The organism is Limosilactobacillus kribbianus (genome assembly GCF_026413145.1).
GTDB classification, from domain to species: Bacteria; Bacillota; Bacilli; order Lactobacillales; family Lactobacillaceae; genus Limosilactobacillus; species Limosilactobacillus kribbianus.
On record NZ_JAOVYZ010000012.1, the window covers coordinates 1 to 15,760 of the forward strand.

The 15,760-nt window shown below is 46.1% G+C and carries 29 protein-coding genes and 1 tRNA gene; 23 read left to right on the plus strand and 7 right to left on the minus strand.

All coding sequences use genetic code 11. The features are described from left to right. The first annotated feature begins 170 nt into the window (after positions 1-170). Positions 171-1,148 carry a competence type IV pilus ATPase ComGA gene (comGA, locus tag OCT58_RS04100; protein ID WP_267201593.1) on the plus strand — a complete coding sequence of 326 codons (978 nt, stop codon included), beginning with the start codon at positions 171-173 and terminating at the stop codon, positions 1,146-1,148. After that, positions 1,066-2,136 carry a competence type IV pilus assembly protein ComGB gene (gene comGB, locus OCT58_RS04105; protein ID WP_267201594.1) on the plus strand — a complete coding sequence of 357 codons (1,071 nt, stop codon included), beginning with the start codon at positions 1,066-1,068 and terminating at the stop codon, positions 2,134-2,136. The genes comGA and comGB overlap by 83 nt, the downstream gene beginning before the upstream one ends. A gap of 105 nt (positions 2,137-2,241) precedes the next feature. Here comGB and OCT58_RS04110 read toward each other — a convergent pair whose 3' ends face one another. Next, entirely contained in the window at positions 2,242-3,669 is a 1,428-nt protein-coding gene (locus tag OCT58_RS04110; RefSeq protein ID WP_267201595.1) for a recombinase family protein, read from the minus strand. Between the two features lie 146 nt (positions 3,670-3,815). Between OCT58_RS04110 and OCT58_RS04115 the strand changes: the two genes are divergently transcribed. Further along, positions 3,816-4,034, plus strand: coding sequence for a hypothetical protein (locus tag OCT58_RS04115; protein WP_267201596.1), 219 nt, complete (start codon positions 3,816-3,818; stop codon positions 4,032-4,034). Here the strand turns inward: OCT58_RS04115 and OCT58_RS04120 are convergent. From OCT58_RS04120 to OCT58_RS04145, 6 genes are all read right to left on the minus strand, one after another. Next, positions 4,012-4,386: a hypothetical protein gene (locus OCT58_RS04120; protein WP_267201597.1), complete on the minus strand. Its 375-nt coding sequence runs from the start codon at positions 4,384-4,386 to the stop codon at positions 4,012-4,014. The two genes, OCT58_RS04115 and OCT58_RS04120, sit on opposite strands and share 23 nt — an antisense overlap. A gap of 37 nt (positions 4,387-4,423) precedes the next feature. After that, positions 4,424-4,930, minus strand: a complete 507-nt coding sequence (locus tag OCT58_RS04125) for a hypothetical protein (protein ID WP_267201598.1) — start codon at positions 4,928-4,930, stop codon at positions 4,424-4,426. Positions 4,931-5,129: 199 nt separating this feature from the next. Continuing rightward, positions 5,130-5,354, minus strand: a complete 225-nt coding sequence (locus OCT58_RS04130) for a hypothetical protein (protein WP_267201599.1) — start codon at positions 5,352-5,354, stop codon at positions 5,130-5,132. A 1-nt stretch (position 5,355) separates the two neighbouring features. Continuing rightward, positions 5,356-6,069, minus strand: coding sequence for an ion transporter (locus OCT58_RS04135; protein ID WP_267201600.1), 714 nt, complete (start codon positions 6,067-6,069; stop codon positions 5,356-5,358). A gap of 55 nt (positions 6,070-6,124) precedes the next feature. Then, positions 6,125-6,433: an ImmA/IrrE family metallo-endopeptidase gene (locus OCT58_RS04140; RefSeq protein ID WP_267201601.1), complete on the minus strand. Its 309-nt coding sequence runs from the start codon at positions 6,431-6,433 to the stop codon at positions 6,125-6,127. A 6-nt stretch (positions 6,434-6,439) separates the two neighbouring features. Next, complete coding sequence (locus tag OCT58_RS04145; protein ID WP_267201602.1) at positions 6,440-6,766, minus strand: helix-turn-helix domain-containing protein; 327 nt, start codon at positions 6,764-6,766, stop codon at positions 6,440-6,442. Between the two features lie 154 nt (positions 6,767-6,920). Between OCT58_RS04145 and OCT58_RS04150 the strand changes: the two genes are divergently transcribed. From OCT58_RS04150 to OCT58_RS04245, 20 genes are all read left to right on the plus strand, one after another. Next, positions 6,921-7,133, plus strand: a complete 213-nt coding sequence (locus OCT58_RS04150) for a helix-turn-helix transcriptional regulator (RefSeq protein ID WP_267201603.1) — start codon at positions 6,921-6,923, stop codon at positions 7,131-7,133. A gap of 29 nt (positions 7,134-7,162) precedes the next feature. Next, positions 7,163-7,915: a Rha family transcriptional regulator gene (locus OCT58_RS04155; protein ID WP_267201604.1), complete on the plus strand. Its 753-nt coding sequence runs from the start codon at positions 7,163-7,165 to the stop codon at positions 7,913-7,915. Between the two features lie 11 nt (positions 7,916-7,926). Next, on the plus strand, positions 7,927-8,049 hold the full coding sequence (locus tag OCT58_RS04160; RefSeq protein WP_267201605.1) for a hypothetical protein: 123 nt from the start codon (positions 7,927-7,929) through the stop codon (positions 8,047-8,049). After that, complete coding sequence (locus OCT58_RS04165; RefSeq protein ID WP_267201606.1) at positions 8,049-8,204, plus strand: hypothetical protein; 156 nt, start codon at positions 8,049-8,051, stop codon at positions 8,202-8,204. The genes OCT58_RS04160 and OCT58_RS04165 overlap by 1 nt, the downstream gene beginning before the upstream one ends. Then, positions 8,197-8,370 (plus strand): hypothetical protein, encoded by a 174-nt coding sequence (locus OCT58_RS04170; RefSeq protein ID WP_267201608.1) that lies wholly within the window; start codon positions 8,197-8,199, stop codon positions 8,368-8,370. The genes OCT58_RS04165 and OCT58_RS04170 overlap by 8 nt, the downstream gene beginning before the upstream one ends. A gap of 31 nt (positions 8,371-8,401) precedes the next feature. Then, a complete protein-coding gene (locus tag OCT58_RS04175) occupies positions 8,402-8,572 on the plus strand; it encodes a hypothetical protein (RefSeq protein WP_267201609.1) in 171 nt (56 codons plus the stop codon). Continuing rightward, positions 8,572-8,811, plus strand: coding sequence for a hypothetical protein (locus OCT58_RS04180; protein ID WP_267201610.1), 240 nt, complete (start codon positions 8,572-8,574; stop codon positions 8,809-8,811). The genes OCT58_RS04175 and OCT58_RS04180 overlap by 1 nt, the downstream gene beginning before the upstream one ends. Positions 8,812-8,813: 2 nt before the next feature. Beyond that, positions 8,814-9,389, plus strand: coding sequence for a host-nuclease inhibitor Gam family protein (locus OCT58_RS04185; RefSeq protein ID WP_267201611.1), 576 nt, complete (start codon positions 8,814-8,816; stop codon positions 9,387-9,389). Positions 9,390-9,391: 2 nt separating this feature from the next. Next, on the plus strand, positions 9,392-10,048 hold the full coding sequence (locus OCT58_RS04190) for an ERF family protein (RefSeq protein WP_267201612.1): 657 nt from the start codon (positions 9,392-9,394) through the stop codon (positions 10,046-10,048). Further along, positions 10,041-10,421: a single-stranded DNA-binding protein gene (locus OCT58_RS04195; RefSeq protein WP_267201613.1), complete on the plus strand. Its 381-nt coding sequence runs from the start codon at positions 10,041-10,043 to the stop codon at positions 10,419-10,421. Before OCT58_RS04190 ends, OCT58_RS04195 begins: the two co-directional genes overlap by 8 nt. A 12-nt stretch (positions 10,422-10,433) precedes the next feature. Next, positions 10,434-11,279, plus strand: coding sequence for a conserved phage C-terminal domain-containing protein (locus OCT58_RS04200; protein ID WP_267201614.1), 846 nt, complete (start codon positions 10,434-10,436; stop codon positions 11,277-11,279). A gap of 11 nt (positions 11,280-11,290) precedes the next feature. After that, on the plus strand, positions 11,291-12,094 hold the full coding sequence (locus OCT58_RS04205) for an ATP-binding protein (protein ID WP_267201615.1): 804 nt from the start codon (positions 11,291-11,293) through the stop codon (positions 12,092-12,094). A gap of 6 nt (positions 12,095-12,100) precedes the next feature. Next, positions 12,101-12,475 (plus strand): hypothetical protein, encoded by a 375-nt coding sequence (locus OCT58_RS04210; protein WP_267201616.1) that lies wholly within the window; start codon positions 12,101-12,103, stop codon positions 12,473-12,475. Further along, positions 12,456-12,869, plus strand: coding sequence for a RusA family crossover junction endodeoxyribonuclease (locus tag OCT58_RS04215; RefSeq protein ID WP_267201617.1), 414 nt, complete (start codon positions 12,456-12,458; stop codon positions 12,867-12,869). Before OCT58_RS04210 ends, OCT58_RS04215 begins: the two co-directional genes overlap by 20 nt. Then, positions 12,866-13,201 (plus strand): hypothetical protein, encoded by a 336-nt coding sequence (locus tag OCT58_RS04220; RefSeq protein ID WP_267201618.1) that lies wholly within the window; start codon positions 12,866-12,868, stop codon positions 13,199-13,201. The genes OCT58_RS04215 and OCT58_RS04220 overlap by 4 nt, the downstream gene beginning before the upstream one ends. Further along, positions 13,201-13,407: a hypothetical protein gene (locus OCT58_RS04225; protein WP_267201619.1), complete on the plus strand. Its 207-nt coding sequence runs from the start codon at positions 13,201-13,203 to the stop codon at positions 13,405-13,407. Before OCT58_RS04220 ends, OCT58_RS04225 begins: the two co-directional genes overlap by 1 nt. Next, a complete protein-coding gene (locus OCT58_RS04230; protein ID WP_267201620.1) occupies positions 13,397-14,125 on the plus strand; it encodes a hypothetical protein in 729 nt (242 codons plus the stop codon). Before OCT58_RS04225 ends, OCT58_RS04230 begins: the two co-directional genes overlap by 11 nt. Before the next feature lie 21 nt (positions 14,126-14,146). After that, on the plus strand, positions 14,147-14,353 hold the full coding sequence (locus OCT58_RS04235) for a hypothetical protein (protein WP_267201621.1): 207 nt from the start codon (positions 14,147-14,149) through the stop codon (positions 14,351-14,353). Positions 14,354-14,433: 80 nt separating this feature from the next. Continuing rightward, on the plus strand, positions 14,434-14,919 hold the full coding sequence (locus OCT58_RS04240) for an ArpU family phage packaging/lysis transcriptional regulator (protein WP_267201622.1): 486 nt from the start codon (positions 14,434-14,436) through the stop codon (positions 14,917-14,919). A gap of 526 nt (positions 14,920-15,445) precedes the next feature. Then, positions 15,446-15,517, plus strand: a tRNA-Arg gene (locus tag OCT58_RS04245). Positions 15,518-15,760 lie beyond the last annotated feature (243 nt).

The window sequence follows — 15,760 nt, forward strand, 5'->3', positions numbered from 1 at the left end:
TTCAAATCAATTGGTATCTGAATTCCCGGCCACTTAAATGTCTTAACTGGCGCACACCAATCGAGATCTTCCTGCTTAATTTACGTCATTAAATTCGTTCAAGTTATTTCTTGCAATCTGCCAGTTTAAAATCGAAATTTTTACGTCTTATTTAAGTAGGGGGGATAAGCATGGAAAATTTTGAAAAGGAATTAGCTGTTGTAATCAATCGTCGGGTTGCCGACCTCTACATTTTGCCGTACAAGCGTTATTACCGTCTACTGGTGGCCGATCGGGGTCAGCTGGAACTTTTGAAGGAGGTTTCTAAAGACTACGGGCAGCGCTTCATTGCCTACCTCAAATACCGAGCTGATATGGCGGTCAGTGAGCACCGCCGCCCGCAGCTGGGAGCGATGAGCTGGCAATTCGGTCCCGAGAAGGTCAATCTGCGCCTGTCGAGCGTTGGTGACTACCAGGGACGTGAATCGCTTGTGGTCCGGTTTATCTATCAGCTGACCTCAGCCAGCTACCACCTGCTCTTTCCGCAGCAATGGCAGGAGCTGAAAAATCTTTTGCACCGTCGTGGTCTGATTCTCTTTGCGGGACCGATGGGTTCGGGGAAGACCACCACCATGTACCAGCTGGCCCGGGAGCTCGCCGACACCCAGGTGGTGATGACCATCGAAGACCCAGTCGAGATTGAGGAACCGCGATTTGTTCAACTGCAGGTCAACACGTTAGCTGGAATGGACTATCAGCAACTCCTGCGCCTTGGTCTGCGTCACCGGCCTAATATTTTTATCGTCGGGGAGATTCGTGATCCCGAAACGGCTCGGATGACTGTTCAGGCGGCACTTTCCGGGCATCTCGTTTTAGGGACCGTTCACGCCAAAAACGTCTACGGAGTGATTGCGCGGTTGGAACAGCTGGGGGTGGCCCCCTACTACCTGGATCAGGTGCTGACGGAAATCTGTTACCAGCGCCTCTTGCTCCAGCTGAACAAGTCCCCGGCGGTTCTGTTTGATCTGTTAACGGGGAAAGGACTGCAAAATGAGTTGGAACGTCGAAACGGGAGGGGAATGACGGATGAATGGCAGAATTACCTTAACCAAGCAGTTGCCAAAGGGCAAATCGAACCGCGACTGGCCAAAGCGGTCCAGGAAGGTTAAATTTTCACTGACTCAGCAGGCCCAGTGGTTTCTTTTGGTCCATGATCTATTGGCGGTCGGCTTTTCGCTGCGTCATGCGATCCAATTTACCGCAACCATGAAGCCCCGGCTGTCCCCGATTCTGAACCGGGTTGAAAAAGAATTGGCGGCGGGGGAGAGTTTTTCTAGCGGCCTGCGTCCTTATATTAGTGCGGATTTATATTATCAGCTTTTGCTTGCTGAGCGTCACGGCAATCTGGGGACAACCTTGGAAGAGATCGGCACTCTCTTGACGGCAACGGAGGAGCAGCGGCGCAAGCTTCGTGGCCTCTTGCGTTATCCCTTGCTCCTGCTTGGCCTCCTGGCGCTGGTGGTGGTTGGCCTGGCAACTTTCGTCTACCCGGAACTGGCAAGTTGGCAGGTTGGCCAGGAAGACACCGGAATAAAGGCTTGGGGGCTCAATCTGGCTTTATACATGGTGGTGACCCTTCTGGTGGTGGCCGGTTTTCAATCCTGGCGCTGGCGGCATCTCTCCGCACGCCAACGCCTAATTGCCCGTTGTCATTGGCCGGTTGTCGGGAGCTGCTATAGGTTATACTACCGCTATTATCTAACGTCGAACTTAGCCGTAATGCTTTGTCACGGCCTGTCGTTAAAAGAGATTATTAACGTTACGCAACACTTTGATCAGAGTTCGCTGCTTTATCAGTTTAGCCAGGTTGCCGGCACGGTATTAGCCAGGGGAGAACGACTGGAAAGCGTTGTCCAGGCCTATCCCTTTATTCCGAACGAACTCGCAATTTTTATCAACAAAGGGGCAACAATGACCACTCTGGGGGATGAACTGGCTGCTTTTGCGGCGGTTCAGTTTAAGCGTTTAACGCGGCAAATCGAAGGCCTGCTGGTCTGGGTTCAGCCGCTGGCATTTGGCCTGATTGCCCTGGTAATTGTGGTCTTATATCTTAGCATTTTGTTGCCAATCTATCACTCAATGCAGGGGGTTGTATGATGAGAAAAGTAATGAGGAAGCGCCGCGCCTTCACCCTACTAGAAATGACAATCTCTAGATCTATTCAAAAAAGGAGTTTAACACTCTGAAAATGCTAAACTCCTCCTAGATGTTCCAGTTAATTGTTACCTTGTCATTCATTACGTCAATGCTTTTGATAAGCTGATTTACAATAAATTTCTGTTGATCGTAGCTAAGTTTATCAATGTCTTTGACTTTGACAAGGGCCTTTTTGAACTCCAGTATATTATGATCGTCTTTTTCAGCAGGCCCTAGTTTGGCTTCTAACGCCTTCTGCTGGCTTTTAAGTTCCTGCGACCTCTTGTTCAGGTCATCAAGATTAAGGCTGTCAGCAATGAGATACAGGTCCACCAGCTTGTCTTGCTTCCGCTTGATGCTCTCAAGTTCTTTCTTTACCGCTTCGGTGTTAATATGGTCGTGCTGCTTAGGTGTTGGAACATTGATTACACTATCCGGGTGTAGTGCCAGCTTCTTTATCTCACGGATAACCATATCTTCGGCTTCGTCACGATAAATAAGCTTAAAAGGACAATTGATGTTCTTATGGGCGTAAGTCTTAGCATGTGATCTGGCCTGAGTGTTCGGGCAGTTATATCTCCAACGGGGTGGCTTATTTTTTCGATGGGCCTTGTTGATCTTAAGCGTTGCTCCACAGTAGCCACACTTCAGTAATCCCGACAGCATATACTTTGACTGGAATGGGTGAGCATAGAACTTCTTCTCAGCTTCAATTTGACGGATCTTGAGCTGCCGCTGCACTTCATCGTAGTCTGCTTTGGAGATGATCCCTCGATGCAATGCCGGGTATAGCTTCCCGTGATAGGTAACGTTCCCGGTATAGGTTGCATTGCCTAAAACCTGCCGCACAGTACGGTATGACCATTTAACGTTTTTTCCGATATGTCCCTCTTCGTTCAGTTGCTGATATATACGTGTGATGGAAGTCCCTTCAAGATACCTCTTGAAGATGTCCTTGACGATGTCAGCACGCAGAGGATCAATATCGTAGGTGTCGTGGTCCTTGATGTAGCCAAATGGAATGTTGGACCAGGCCATGATTTTCCCGGCCTTAGCCCGGCCAGCCTTGCCCATCATCATTCGCTCTTTGATCTGTTCCCGCTCTAGTTGGGCAAACACACTCAGGATCCCGATCATAGCTTTACCGAAGGCAGTTGAAGTGTCAAAGTTTTCTGAAAGACTGATGAAGTGGATCTTATTTTTCTGAAACACGTCTTCAATCAAGTAGAGCGTGTCTTTCTGGCTTCGGCTTAATCGGTCCAGCTTGTACACCAGAACAGCGTCATAAAGCCCTGTCGTGGCGTCTGCAATCATCTGCTGCATACTTGGACGATCTAGGTTAGACCCAGAAAAGCCCGGATCAGAGTAAATTTTGGTAATCGTCCAGTCCTTTATCTCACAGTATTTAGTAAGCTTGTCTTTCTGCTCACCGATGGAGTAACCTTCTTCGGCCTGTTCAAGGGTACTAACCCGGACATAAATGGCAACTTTCATTTTGGTTATCCTTTCAAAAAACGTGTGTTCTTTTTTAGTGCTTTTTAAACCGGCCGATTTCGACCGGTTTAGGATACGAACGTTCAAATAGGCTCAATATGTATTAATCTGTTATAATTAAACGAAAGAACGTTCGAGGTGTTATCATGTCTTTCCCAGAATTGCCGAATATCATTGAAACACCGAGTCATTTCTGGTTTGGCCCGGTTGACCTGGCTTATGCTTGCCAAGGAGACACTAAAACAGAACAACTCCCAGGAGGATATGTCAAAGTTACAAAAACTTTTGTGGCCAGGAGCTACCAACAATTACCAGAAGACCAGACATATGATTTCAATAAACCTACCGAGTTAGGTAAGCAATAAGAAAACTTGTCAACGAGTTGGCCGCCCATTTTGGTGTGGCCTTTTTAATTTTCTGCCAAAATGTCGGCTTTTTTGATGCTTCTAGTATCGAGTAACCAAGCGGAGTTACTGCATTAATGATAATTAGTTGTTTAGTTTCCGTGCCTGACAAGATTCCATTATTAAGTAGCTCAATAAAGAGCTGGCGCAATTGGTACGCCATCCGTTCTTCCCCAATTTTCTGAACTATTTCATAGAAATGCCGATCTTTTGAGGATAGTTGGTAAACAACTTTTTGATCGGTAGTGGGGAACATCTCTGCAGACACTTTGATTACAGAGATATACGTGTACATATAATCGTCTACATCCATTATGATTCACACGTCCTTTCTCCGGAGAGGGCTATTTTTAATATCCTTCATCAGTTTGCATCTTGATAGTTTGATACTGGACGTCAGGATCGCCTTCATACTGGCCAGCGTCGTTCCATTGAGTCATCTTATGCCCGTCGGTTGTGTATGACGTGTACTCCTTAAAGTTAGCTGGCACATCGTCTGGACGTTGGTCACTTGATTGTGATGGTTGTTGCTGGGATTGTGCAGCAGACTGCTGGCCGCCATTACTTTGCGGTGTGCTGCTAGTACGCTGAGCATTGCTTACCTGTGTAGAGGACTGCTGGCTGCTTGAACTGCTTGCATCAGAAATGGCAGAGCTTTGATCACTGCTACTTTGCTTCTTTTTACTGTGCTTGTGTTTCTTTTGCAGCTGCTTCTTCAACGATGAATTTTCAGCTTTTAAGCTACTGTTATTAGAATTACTTGATGCCTTATGCGATTGTGATGCCATGTTGTTGCAGGCTGAGAGTGACAATCCAGCAAGTAATGTGGCGCAGATCAAACCTATTTTTTTCATCATCGTTTACTCCTCCGTAAGCTTTTAACGTCGATCACGCTTGGACGTACTTTATTCAGCGTAGTATTTTTTAATTTCTTCGGTTACAACATCTGCCAAGTAGCTAGGCACACTAAAAGCTTGCATGAAGCGATGTTGGTTAGCATAAGGCTTGTCGAGCTCTCAACAGTCCAGATCCAAAGATATAGTCCTTTCTGAAGGGCTATTTTTTATTTTTCAGCAGTTCTTCGATATTTTTAAGGTGGTCGTTCTGTTCCTGCAAGTCGTGGTGGAGGACAATTGCGGCAAGTCCGGCATTATCGACGCCAGAAAAATTTTCCTTAGCTTGTGTTTCCAATGCAGCTAGTGATTTCTTATAAAGCAAAGCTTCATCTAGTGCTTCCAGTTTCTTATCAAGTTTTGCTTCATTAGATCCAAATAAGCTCATATTAATTGTTCCTTTCTTTAATTAACTCTTCGATTTCGTTAAGCTTTTCCTTGAGCTGTTCATTTTGCTGTTTTAGTTCCTCAATATCGTCGCCAGAAGACTTAGTAAAATATCCGGTAATACTGCTGGTTAGCATGCCAACAAGTCCTATCCCGATCAGCATGTTTATGACGGCCGCCAGTTTCCCAACCAGTGTAGTGGGGGAAATGTCCCCGTAGCCAACAGTTGTTGAGGTCACAATTGACCACCATAATGCAGTTGGAAAACTAACCTTTTCGGATACACAGTATAACGATGATGTAATCAAGGCCACCACTAGGCTGGTGTAAAGGTAGTACAAGAGCCCATTTATCTTTAAGAACTTCTCCAGCCTGCCAGCCAAGCCGACTAGCCGTAAAATACGTAGAACTTTGAGTAGCCTTAACAGCCGCCCAATCCGTGCAATTCGGAAGAAAGATGACACTTCTGTGGCTGGTATGATAGAAAGCAGATCAAAAATATTGTTTTTGAAGAACTCCCACTTATTTTTAGCAAGAGCAAGCCTAGAAAAGTAATCAACAGCAAAAATTATTAAGATACCATTGTCAATGACATTGTAAGGCATTGCGGTGATCTTAATCTCTTTGGCATAGTCCAAGACAATTAGCACGATTGAGATTACTGCTAGGATAGCCATTACAGTATTGTATGTAATAGATAGTTTTCTCTTATTCATTGTTTAGTAACTTGCGATGATGTCTTTAACAATATTCTCATCACGTGATGGAATATCATTTTGTCGCATGAATTCCAAATAATTTACGGAATATGGATCGTCGCAGGTACTTAATCATAAAACGGTTGGCGCCATATTCCATTTTTAATTTCATCGTCATAGTTGCCCGATAAAGTTGCCATTCATTGCGTTGCTTGGCCGCGTGTCCTAACTCATGCAGTAGCACAACCTCATGTTCAATTTCATTTAATTCTTGATTGATGAAGATCGCATTCCATTCGGGAATGTAGTACCCAGGCTTTTCAAAATCCCCAACGATAACGGCAACTTTCAATTTTTTGATAACTTGATGAATGTCTATCATAAGCTATCAGTCCTTACTAGCTAAATACGCTTTCCATAGGCTTTTCATAACTTTTCGATCATGTTCGGTAACGGGCTGGCCATCGAAGGACATGGCGCCGTCAATAGCTTCGTCAAGATCTTGTGAAATGTGCCCTTCTTGCTTAGTACCCAAGAGGTAATCAGCCGAAACGCCAAAATATTTAGCTATATTAGCAATAGCACTGCTTGATGGTTCAGCCTTTCCAGTTTCCCATTTAGTAATAGTTTGCTGAGAAACGTGAAGTATCTTACTTAATTCAGTTTGTGATAGACGCTTTCTGTTACGTAAATCTCGAATTTTATCACCAATCATTGACAGATGCCTCCCTATTAACAACTTCTATAACCAAATTATACTTCTCCTATACATATTTTTAACCAATTAAGTAAAAAAAGTAGTAAATAGTGTTGACTTAGTAATTAAAGTGTATATAATTATGATTGAAAGTTGTTAAGGAGGTGAATTTATGAAGCGTGAATTACGTGGATTGCGAGTAGGAGCTGGCATGACACAGCAAGAATTGGCTGACAAACTTGGTGTAACTCACATTTCTGTTTCACGTTGGGAAACAGGGAAATCCATTCCAAGCCCCAAATATATCAAAGAGATGGCTGATATGTTTGGAGTAGATGGCAAGGATATTTTTTTTAACTTGATTACTACTAAAGTTGTTAAATAAATGAACTAAAGTTGTAGGGAGGTAATCAAATGCAACCACAGTTATTTAATTTCAACGGACAACCGACTTTGGACAGCCGGGAAGTTGCCAAGATGATTGGCAAGAGTCACAAGCACTTGATGCGTGACATTCGCCAGTACATCAACGATATGACCCTCGGTCCAAATTTGGACCCAGCCCAATTCTTCATCGAAAGCAACTATAAAGATGCAAATGGCCGATTCCGTCCATGCTACCTGCTGACCAAACAGGGCTGCGAATTCGTGGGCAACAAGTTAACTGGTAAGAAGGGAACCTTGTTCACCGCTCAGTATGTCAGCTTGTTTAATGACTACGAGGATCGACTTGTTGCACGTCCACAGTACCAGATTCCACAAAACATGGCAGAAGCATTACAGCTGGCAGCCGATCAAGCCAAGAAACTGATGGAGCAGCAACCGAAAGTCGATTACTACGACACTCAGATGCACAACCCGGGACTTATGACTGTCACGGAGATTGCTAAGGACTACGGCATGTCAGCCCGGGAATTTAACCAACTGCTTCATAAGTACGGCATTCAGTTCAAGCAGGGCAAGCACTGGGTCCTTTACCACAAGTATGACGGCAAGGGCTACACGCAGTACGAACCGTTTGCCTACAACGATAACAAGGGTGTCCACAACAACTTGAAGTGGACACAACGAGGCCGGAAGTTCATCTACGACACGCTCAAGGAGCACGGAATCTTACCAGTGCTTGAGCAACCAGAATTACTGCCGGAAACAGGAACAATTAACTAAGGAGGCACAACATGCAAGTCATTAATCGTGACAAGCACGGGAACGTTATCCCAGATTTGTCAAAAGTAGTTATCCCAAAGAAGACCAGCGACTTGATTGTCCGGCTTCTTTATGAAGCGGAGGAGGCCAGTTGATGTTCACGTTTATGGTTTGCCTGCCTTGGCTGATCATCATTGCAGTCTTTTTGGTGGGTGTAATTGTCAACCTTATCAACGGCGATCATCTACTACGCCGTAATGAGGACGCTTACGAATCAAAGCATGGAAAGGAGGCTAACAACAATGAGTAAGGCAATTTCATTCTTCGCCGGCGCATGGACGTGTTACTGCGCCATGATCGGCTCGTATGGGGGCGCTATCGTATTGCTCCTTGCGTTCGTACTGATTGGCTTTGACCCGCTTAACCCAAACAAAAAAGACGCCAGCACTGGAGATGCTGACGCCAAACGTAACTAACTTATGAATATAGAATTCGAGGTAATTATAAATGAAAAACAAAATAACCGCAACTAAGCAACAGCAATATCTGTTTAACCTAACTGAAGTTGACAAGAATAGAATCGCCAGCAAGCCGTGTGACAATGCTGACCTGTCCCTGTACTACGAGACACTTGATGATCATGAGCAAGTCTACCAGGAAGAAATGGGGTGGGCTTAATGGATCAGGACAGCAAGGCAGCTATTTTCCAAAGCTCAATTGAGCAGCTTCTTGGAGTAAAGCTAGAAGCCTTTGCCTTCGTTGGAAAACTGCAAAACGACGATGAAGGCCGAGAGATTATGAGTGGACGAGGATCGCTGGAAGATCAAGCCCGGCTGTTTGCTGATCTGTTTACTACTAAGCCAGAACTTGGCATGGCTGTAATGGAGCAGTTAAGACACGACATAGAGGAGGCTTAATCATGGACCAATTAAAACTTTCATTAGATCAAGCAATGCAACCAGCTAGTGATGATCGCTTTACGATCACTGATGACTCCGGTGTTGTCTGGGCACTACGCAAGTTGGCCGAGATTGACTCGGAGCATGACAACGACCAGGCAATGGTGGACGAAGCTATCAAGCCTGAGCAGCAGAAGATTGACCAGGCCAAACAATGGCTCGCTGACCGGGACCGGAAGCGCGAGGAATCACGTCAATACTTTATATCGCTGATCCGTGAGTATACCGATCCTAAACAAGCCAAGAAGGCAACGTACAAGCTCAAAACGCCGCTTGGGAATGTCTCATACGTCAAGAAGCAACCGAAGTTCAAGTATGACGAGAAGGAGCTCCAGAAGCTCTACCCGAAGTATACGACTGCCAAAACTACCTTTGGCTTTGGCTGGTCCGACTTCAAGAAGGACATGAAGCTGGCAAAGCTACCAGTCAAGAACGGCAAGCTAATTGATCCGGAAACTGGAGAGATTATCCAGGGAGTAGAAGTCGAAAAGCCAGCACGGCGTGAGTTCTCTATCGAGCCGAATAAGGAGGGGTAATTGTGACCTTACTAGAAATCCAAGTTGAGTTAAAGGCACCTAAGTCCCAGTACAACAAATTCGGAGGATATAAGTATCGGAGTACAGAGGATATCCTGCAGGCCGTTAAGCCATTGCTAAAGAAGTATGGTGATAGCCTGGATCTGTCTGATGAGCCTGTTCTCGTTGGTGACTGGCACTACATCAAGGCAACCGCTGCCTTCAAGGATAAAGACGGCAACAATACTGTGGTGACTGGGTATGCCCGTGAAGCGGCTAACAAGAAGGGTATGGACGATAGCCAGATCACCGGGACAGCGTCAAGCTACGCCCGCAAATACGCCCTGAATGGCCTATTCCTGATTGACGATACCAAGGACGCGGACACTGATGAATATCACCAGCAACAGCAACCGCGTCCACACCGAACGTCAAATAAGCGCCCAGCGCCCAAGAAGCAGATGACTCAGCTACAGAAGGACCAAGCTGAGTACAAGCGGCTCAGGCAGAAGATCATGCAGGTGACTGATGTAAAGATGACTCTAGGCGAGGCAAACAAACAGATTGCTCAACGAGCAGGCATCCAAAGCAACGATAGCGATGAAGTGAAAGGCCAGAAGATGGTCAAGGCAGCTAGAGAGATTCTAAGTAACTACCAAGGAGGCAACAAAAATGATTAGTGCAACTATTATCGGGCGGTTGACCCGTGACCCAGAACAACGTCAAGCAGGCCAGTACAATGTCACCAACTTTACGGTGGCATCAGACAGCACCCGGAAGAACAAACAAGGCGAGTATGACACCACTTTTGTCCGTTGCGCCGTGTTCGGACGGCAGGGCGATGTGATCGCTCAGCAGTTCCGGAAGGGCCGTCCAATCATCGTGAGCGGCGAGTTGTCCACCAACGAATGGCAAGACCAGCAGGGCAACCAGCGGCAGTCATTCGAGATGAGCGTACAGAACTTCTCCTTTATGCCACGTGACTACTCACAAGAACAGGCACAGCAGGAACAAAAAGTACCAGAGGTAACCGATGACGATATGCCGTTCTAAGGAGGTAGCTGAATGGCACGACTGATTAAGAAAACTAATAAAAACTACACCAACGTCAGTAACGTGCTTACTCGTGATAAGCGATTGAGCTGGAAGGCGCGAGGAATATTCCTCTACATGTGGAGCCAAGCTGATAATTGGCAATTCTACGTTAAAGAAATTGCTACACACGCGACCGATGGTGAACGATCACTAACCAGTGGCTTAAAAGAGCTTGAAAAGTATGGGTACCTAGTTAGAAAACACCGAATTGCTAAGCACGGTGGCTTTGACGGTATGGATTGGATATTAACTGATGATCCGGAAATAAGTGATGAGCATAACCCACAAAACGACATTGATGCTAAAAAAGCAGAAAATGACGGTAAAAAGGTGCAAAACGTATCAGATACAAAACGTACCGGATACAAAACGCATCAGATACAAAATGGCGGACTAAGTAATAACAATAGTAAGCATTATCAAGAACAAGAATTAACAACAGCAAGTAATAATAGTCAGGCACGGCCTGACGACACCACCTCTATCCGCAAACAGATCATTGCTTATCTGAATTCAAAGTTGGGTACTAGCTACAAACCTAACGCCTCTAAAAACAAGCAAGTTATCAATGCCCGGTTACACGAAGGGTACACATTAGATGACTTCAAGAAGGTTATCGACAACAAGGCTAGCGACTGGGGTAACGACCAGAAGATGTCCAAGTATCTGCGGCCGGAAACTCTATTCGGCACAAAAATGGAAGGTTACGTCAACGAAAAGGTTAAGACAGCTAAGCCTTCGTTTGATGAAGATGCGTTCTTCAATGACAACTCGAATCCAATTCCAGACGTTAACAAAGATGATCTGCCATTCTAGGGGGTGAGCATATGGCAACAACAATGGCTCTAAATGCCATCCAGAAGATTGCGGCTAAGAAGATCTTTCAGCTGACCGGCAAAAATATGAGCGACCCTCGTGAATACAACGCTGTTAAACGCCACGTAATCGCCCGTAACAACCGTTTGGTAGCTGGATGGGGAAAACAGCATGACCTGTTTCAAAACGCTGAATACATCAACGGGAGCCTCTACAGTGGCGGTCAACGGTTGGACTTCTCCTTTAAGGATTGGAACACAGCTATGCAACCGCAGAACGTCCAGGGTGCTAAGAACGTCGGGAACAAGTGCTACGTGCTGGCTAAGCAGATGGTCAACACACCGATGAAGATATTGATGACAGGTGCTCCAGGAACGGGTAAGACGTCACTGGCAATGGCTATCCTTAACTTCATGGCAAGCGAGGGTTTCTCAGTGATGACAGTATCCACTATGGAACTGGCTCACTTAATGGAGAACCGCTTCGAAGCTACTGATGTGAAAGACCGGCTTTACTACCTGGAGAAGCTGATGAAGACAGCTGACGTACTGCTCTTAGATGATTTGGGAACGGAAGGCGGCATGAAGAAAGATGCTAAGCCAGTTCGCAAGGATATGCAGGAGCTGCTGTTCCGGGTAGCCAACGCACGGCTGGACCTTAAAAGGAATGAGCCAGTTCACTCCACAATTGTGACTACCAACTGCGAGACGAAGGAACTAGCTCAGATGTACAACGAAAAAATCATTAGTCGAATAGTCCCACATAACCGACAACAGATTGTCGATTTTAGCGGATTGCAGGACGTAAGAAAGTAGGAAGACATGATTAAACAAGTAAAAATTCCCGACGATATGCAATGGGCCAATATTGTCGATGAAATTGAGACAACCGTTGAGGATACGGGCATGATTATTTGGGTCGGTTCAGCAGACGGCCGCTACGCAATGCCCTGGGGGCAGTTTAAGGCGATGTTCCATGACACCGAATACCGTGTGCAGGGCGGCTACTGTGCCCTGGCCAGTGATCTGGTGGTCGCTATGGACGATGGCAGCTGGTATGAGCAGGCCGACAACGGCTACTTTTACCACCGGTGGCCACCGCAGCTTCAACCGGGATTCAGACCATTTGAAAAGGCAACGGGTCAAGAATCTGGCAGTCTGGAGGAATTAAACACTGATGATAAAGCTGACGTTTGACTTCCCACCAGTCGCACAGGCACGGCCACGTGCAACCCGTTTTGGTCGCGGCATTCGTTTGTACGACCTGAAGCAGGTACATGCCTACAAGGCTCAGCTGGCTGAGAGTGCCCGGTTCATGTATCACGGTAAGCCACTGTCTGGTCCACTGATAGTAACGATCAAGTTCTACCGAGCTGTCCAGCAGAGCGAGACAAAAAAACGGCACCGTCTAAAGGCTCAGGGCACCATCAGGCCGACGAAGAAACCCGACTTGGACAACTATATAAAATCCACGTTAGATGGCTTGAACGGCGTCCTGTGGGTCGATGATAACGAGATTGTTGGGCTACACACGGGGAAGTATTACTCGGATCACCCGAGGATTGAAATTGAAGTGGAGGAATTGAAATGACACTAGATTATGAAGACCATTACTGCAAGATGTGTGGAAAGTATGACAAATCAGCCTGGGTAAATGGCGGATATTGCTATGATTGCTTCAAACTTCACAACTTAGAGAAAATTAGAGAAAGCATTGAAGAAGGGGAACCGGATACTTTTAGCAGTGATTATGTAGTCTGTCCCTATTGTGGAAATGCGATGAGCAATGAGGCTTTAATCGACTACCCCGAATTATATGAAGATGGCGAGCATGAACTTCTATGCGACGAATGCGGAAAAACATTCGAAGTCGACACAATGGTTAGTTATAACTGGGAAACACACAAAATGGAGGACGACTAATGCTTGCTAAGTTTAACGGGCTGAAAAGCCCAACGTTTGATGACTATATTAGTGACCTGGCTGTCATGTTCGATATGTACCCAACCAAGGGCGATCGGCAATTGCATGAGGTACGTAAGGCGATGGCACCGATTGATGATTTGGAAGCGGTGGCTGATAAGCTGCCGGAATTGCCAAGAGAAAAGAGGAACAATAATGAGAACTAAATTACTTATATTACCAGTGATTATGATGATGGGCTTAGCGGTATCAGCGCCGGTTAGTGCTGACACTACTGATCCAACACGTGTGGAAATTGTTACACAAGGGGACCAGAAGATTCAGTCGCTTTGGAACCAGTACCAGCAAGCCTTACAGGAGCGTGAAGACGCCTGGGAGCAAGGGCAAGGCAATCGGCTTACGCCAGCTTACATTACTGCTGACGCTAAGGCTGGTGTCATCTATCAAGAATGGCTAAGAGCACAGACACAGCTAGGCGACGATCTGCACAACTATGACGTTGACCAGTGGCAGAAAGAGGAAGACCAGCAACAAGTCGACCAGATCAGTCAGCAACAGCAACCACAACAGGACCAGCAGGCAACGGCCACTCAGGCAAGCCAGACCAGCTCAGAACAGCCACAAACGGAAGCAACGAAGACTGATCAACCACAGACGAAGGCTTCTGCTGTCCAGTTTAGCCAACCAGCGAATGTTGAAGCTAAGAGCACCACTCACAATCCACAGCAGGCCACGACAAGCCGAGCAAGTGCTAAGCCAGCCAATTTATCATCACAAGTTAAAAAGCCCGCACAAAGCAATACGGTACAAAATGATCAACAGACAAAATTGCCCCAAACTGGGAACGGTAATCTGCTAACAGTCGTAGGAACATTGCTATTTGCGTTTTTGGGCGTCCTGATCGGTGTGTGGAAATGTTTTTGATGCTAGAAGAGGAGGGAAAAGATGACTTATGAAGAAGCAATTCAAGTCGAAAATACTGGCGAGCTGGTCAGCATGGATGGCCACGAGTACCGGGTCTTTTATCATAAGGAGCTGGCAAACAGCGGCCACTACGTCTTCTTTGTTCAGCAACAGACACTCGGGGTCCCACGCAAGAAGGTCGAGATTGATGAACAGACGTTGGCATGTATGAGGAGAAAAACAAAATAAAAAAGCCGCACCTTGCGGCACGACTCCTTCGATATATAACAAACAAATCTATTATATCACACACAAGGGGAGATTAAGTCGTGGAGTTAGTGCCAGAGGTGGACAAGGAAGCCACAATCAAAAGAGTTAAGCAGTTCTTTTATAGCGCTGATCAATATCCACAGATTAGAAGGCGAGCCTGGTTTGCTGGGATCAAGTCTCCCCAGATTGATGCAACAGGGGTCCACGGGTCACGGAAGGGTAATGCTTCAGAGGATATGATGATCGACTACGCCTATTATGCCCAGGCCAAGCGAGCAGTTGATATTGCCATTAAGGGCTGCAGTAAGACCGGGATGTTTCCCAGTCAGCAAATTCTTCGTTACCATTACGTTGAGCAACTGGACATCCAGGAAGTTAAGATGCAGCTGGGCAGCAAGTTTGGCCATGATACCTACAAACGGGCTGATGATTATGCTTGCTATGAGTTTGCAGATGTCATGGATGGTGTGTCACTCGCCATGCGCGTTGACCGAAAACTGATTCCAAAGTTTATTGTCAAAAAACGGGAAGTAAACAGGAACTAAACAGGAAGCAATTGGGAACTAATCGGGAAGTAAACAGGAACAGAACGGGAACTCAGCTGTTGTATTCTTGTATTGTTGAAAGATATGGACCTGGGTAAGTCTTTAAACTGCCTAGGTTCCTCCAATGAGAACTACTTTTAGTAAATTACAGAAGTCCGTAGACGGCTGCTGCGTATACTCACAAATCGCAACTCTCTATCTACGTACAAGCGGCGGAAGTCCGGTAGCCAAGCCGACACAATGGTGGCAGATGACCATAGTTCCGCATTGAGACTATCAACCTTAACGACCAAACAACTAACTACAATCTGGGTTTTTGAATATGATCTTTACGATTCCTCCTTTTCAAAAGTATGTGGGATTACATTTCAGCGCCGCTCTGATAGTCTCAGGCGTCCATGCAATGAGCAGAAGAGTCCGTGATCTAACTCAACGGCTAGAGGGTCACAAGATAGAACACCGACGCTGACGTTACAGGAGCTGGTGGAAAACAGCGACCGGGTGCGACGGTTTACGTGTTCTATATATAAGCATAGTTCAATTGGCAGAACGGCAGACCCCGACCCTGCTAATCACGGTTCGAGTCCGTGTGCTTATTTTGACATGGGAAAATTCAATTAAGGAGTTGGAAAGTTCCCTTCTTAATAGTCTTTTGATAACACACACCACGTCTTACTCGCTTAGACGGGCCTAGCGAGTAGCCAACGTCCTGCGGTCAGGGCACGTTTACAGCTTTTTTCGCGCATGAAGCCGGTTCGACTCCGGCTCTTGGCTTTCAAGGCGACTACTTTACATTCGTTTGTTGATAGGAGATGAGAGTTAGCACCTCACTTCACACTTC

Bases quoted from the DNA above. Each gene is read 5' to 3' on its own strand.
- OCT58_RS04200 (WP_267201614.1), top strand. From the start codon at position 10,434: ATGGCACGACTGATTAAGAAAACTAATAAAAACTACACCAACGTCAGT.
- OCT58_RS04225 (WP_267201619.1), top strand. From the start codon at position 13,201: ATGCTTGCTAAGTTTAACGGGCTGAAAAGCCCAACGTTTGATGACTAT.
- OCT58_RS04210 (WP_267201616.1), top strand. From the start codon at position 12,101: ATGATTAAACAAGTAAAAATTCCCGACGATATGCAATGGGCCAATATT.
- OCT58_RS04220 (WP_267201618.1), top strand. From the start codon at position 12,866: ATGACACTAGATTATGAAGACCATTACTGCAAGATGTGTGGAAAGTAT.
- OCT58_RS04135 (WP_267201600.1), bottom strand. From the start codon at position 6,069: ATGAATAAGAGAAAACTATCTATTACATACAATACTGTAATGGCTATC.
- OCT58_RS04150 (WP_267201603.1), top strand. From the start codon at position 6,921: ATGAAGCGTGAATTACGTGGATTGCGAGTAGGAGCTGGCATGACACAG.
- comGA (WP_267201593.1), top strand. From the start codon at position 171: ATGGAAAATTTTGAAAAGGAATTAGCTGTTGTAATCAATCGTCGGGTT.
- OCT58_RS04130 (WP_267201599.1), bottom strand. From the start codon at position 5,354: ATGAGCTTATTTGGATCTAATGAAGCAAAACTTGATAAGAAACTGGAA.
- OCT58_RS04235 (WP_267201621.1), top strand. From the start codon at position 14,147: ATGACTTATGAAGAAGCAATTCAAGTCGAAAATACTGGCGAGCTGGTC.
- OCT58_RS04205 (WP_267201615.1), top strand. From the start codon at position 11,291: ATGGCAACAACAATGGCTCTAAATGCCATCCAGAAGATTGCGGCTAAG.
- OCT58_RS04160 (WP_267201605.1), top strand. From the start codon at position 7,927: ATGCAAGTCATTAATCGTGACAAGCACGGGAACGTTATCCCAGATTTG.
- OCT58_RS04155 (WP_267201604.1), top strand. From the start codon at position 7,163: ATGCAACCACAGTTATTTAATTTCAACGGACAACCGACTTTGGACAGC.
- OCT58_RS04140 (WP_267201601.1), bottom strand. From the start codon at position 6,433: ATGATAGACATTCATCAAGTTATCAAAAAATTGAAAGTTGCCGTTATC.
- OCT58_RS04175 (WP_267201609.1), top strand. From the start codon at position 8,402: ATGAAAAACAAAATAACCGCAACTAAGCAACAGCAATATCTGTTTAAC.
- OCT58_RS04180 (WP_267201610.1), top strand. From the start codon at position 8,572: ATGGATCAGGACAGCAAGGCAGCTATTTTCCAAAGCTCAATTGAGCAG.
- OCT58_RS04215 (WP_267201617.1), top strand. From the start codon at position 12,456: ATGATAAAGCTGACGTTTGACTTCCCACCAGTCGCACAGGCACGGCCA.
- OCT58_RS04110 (WP_267201595.1), bottom strand. From the start codon at position 3,669: ATGAAAGTTGCCATTTATGTCCGGGTTAGTACCCTTGAACAGGCCGAA.
- OCT58_RS04185 (WP_267201611.1), top strand. From the start codon at position 8,814: ATGGACCAATTAAAACTTTCATTAGATCAAGCAATGCAACCAGCTAGT.
- OCT58_RS04170 (WP_267201608.1), top strand. From the start codon at position 8,197: ATGAGTAAGGCAATTTCATTCTTCGCCGGCGCATGGACGTGTTACTGC.
- OCT58_RS04195 (WP_267201613.1), top strand. From the start codon at position 10,041: ATGATTAGTGCAACTATTATCGGGCGGTTGACCCGTGACCCAGAACAA.
- OCT58_RS04125 (WP_267201598.1), bottom strand. From the start codon at position 4,930: ATGATGAAAAAAATAGGTTTGATCTGCGCCACATTACTTGCTGGATTG.
- OCT58_RS04145 (WP_267201602.1), bottom strand. From the start codon at position 6,766: ATGATTGGTGATAAAATTCGAGATTTACGTAACAGAAAGCGTCTATCA.
- OCT58_RS04120 (WP_267201597.1), bottom strand. From the start codon at position 4,386: ATGGATGTAGACGATTATATGTACACGTATATCTCTGTAATCAAAGTG.
- OCT58_RS04165 (WP_267201606.1), top strand. From the start codon at position 8,049: ATGTTCACGTTTATGGTTTGCCTGCCTTGGCTGATCATCATTGCAGTC.
- OCT58_RS04115 (WP_267201596.1), top strand. From the start codon at position 3,816: ATGTCTTTCCCAGAATTGCCGAATATCATTGAAACACCGAGTCATTTC.
- OCT58_RS04230 (WP_267201620.1), top strand. From the start codon at position 13,397: ATGAGAACTAAATTACTTATATTACCAGTGATTATGATGATGGGCTTA.
- comGB (WP_267201594.1), top strand. From the start codon at position 1,066: ATGAATGGCAGAATTACCTTAACCAAGCAGTTGCCAAAGGGCAAATCG.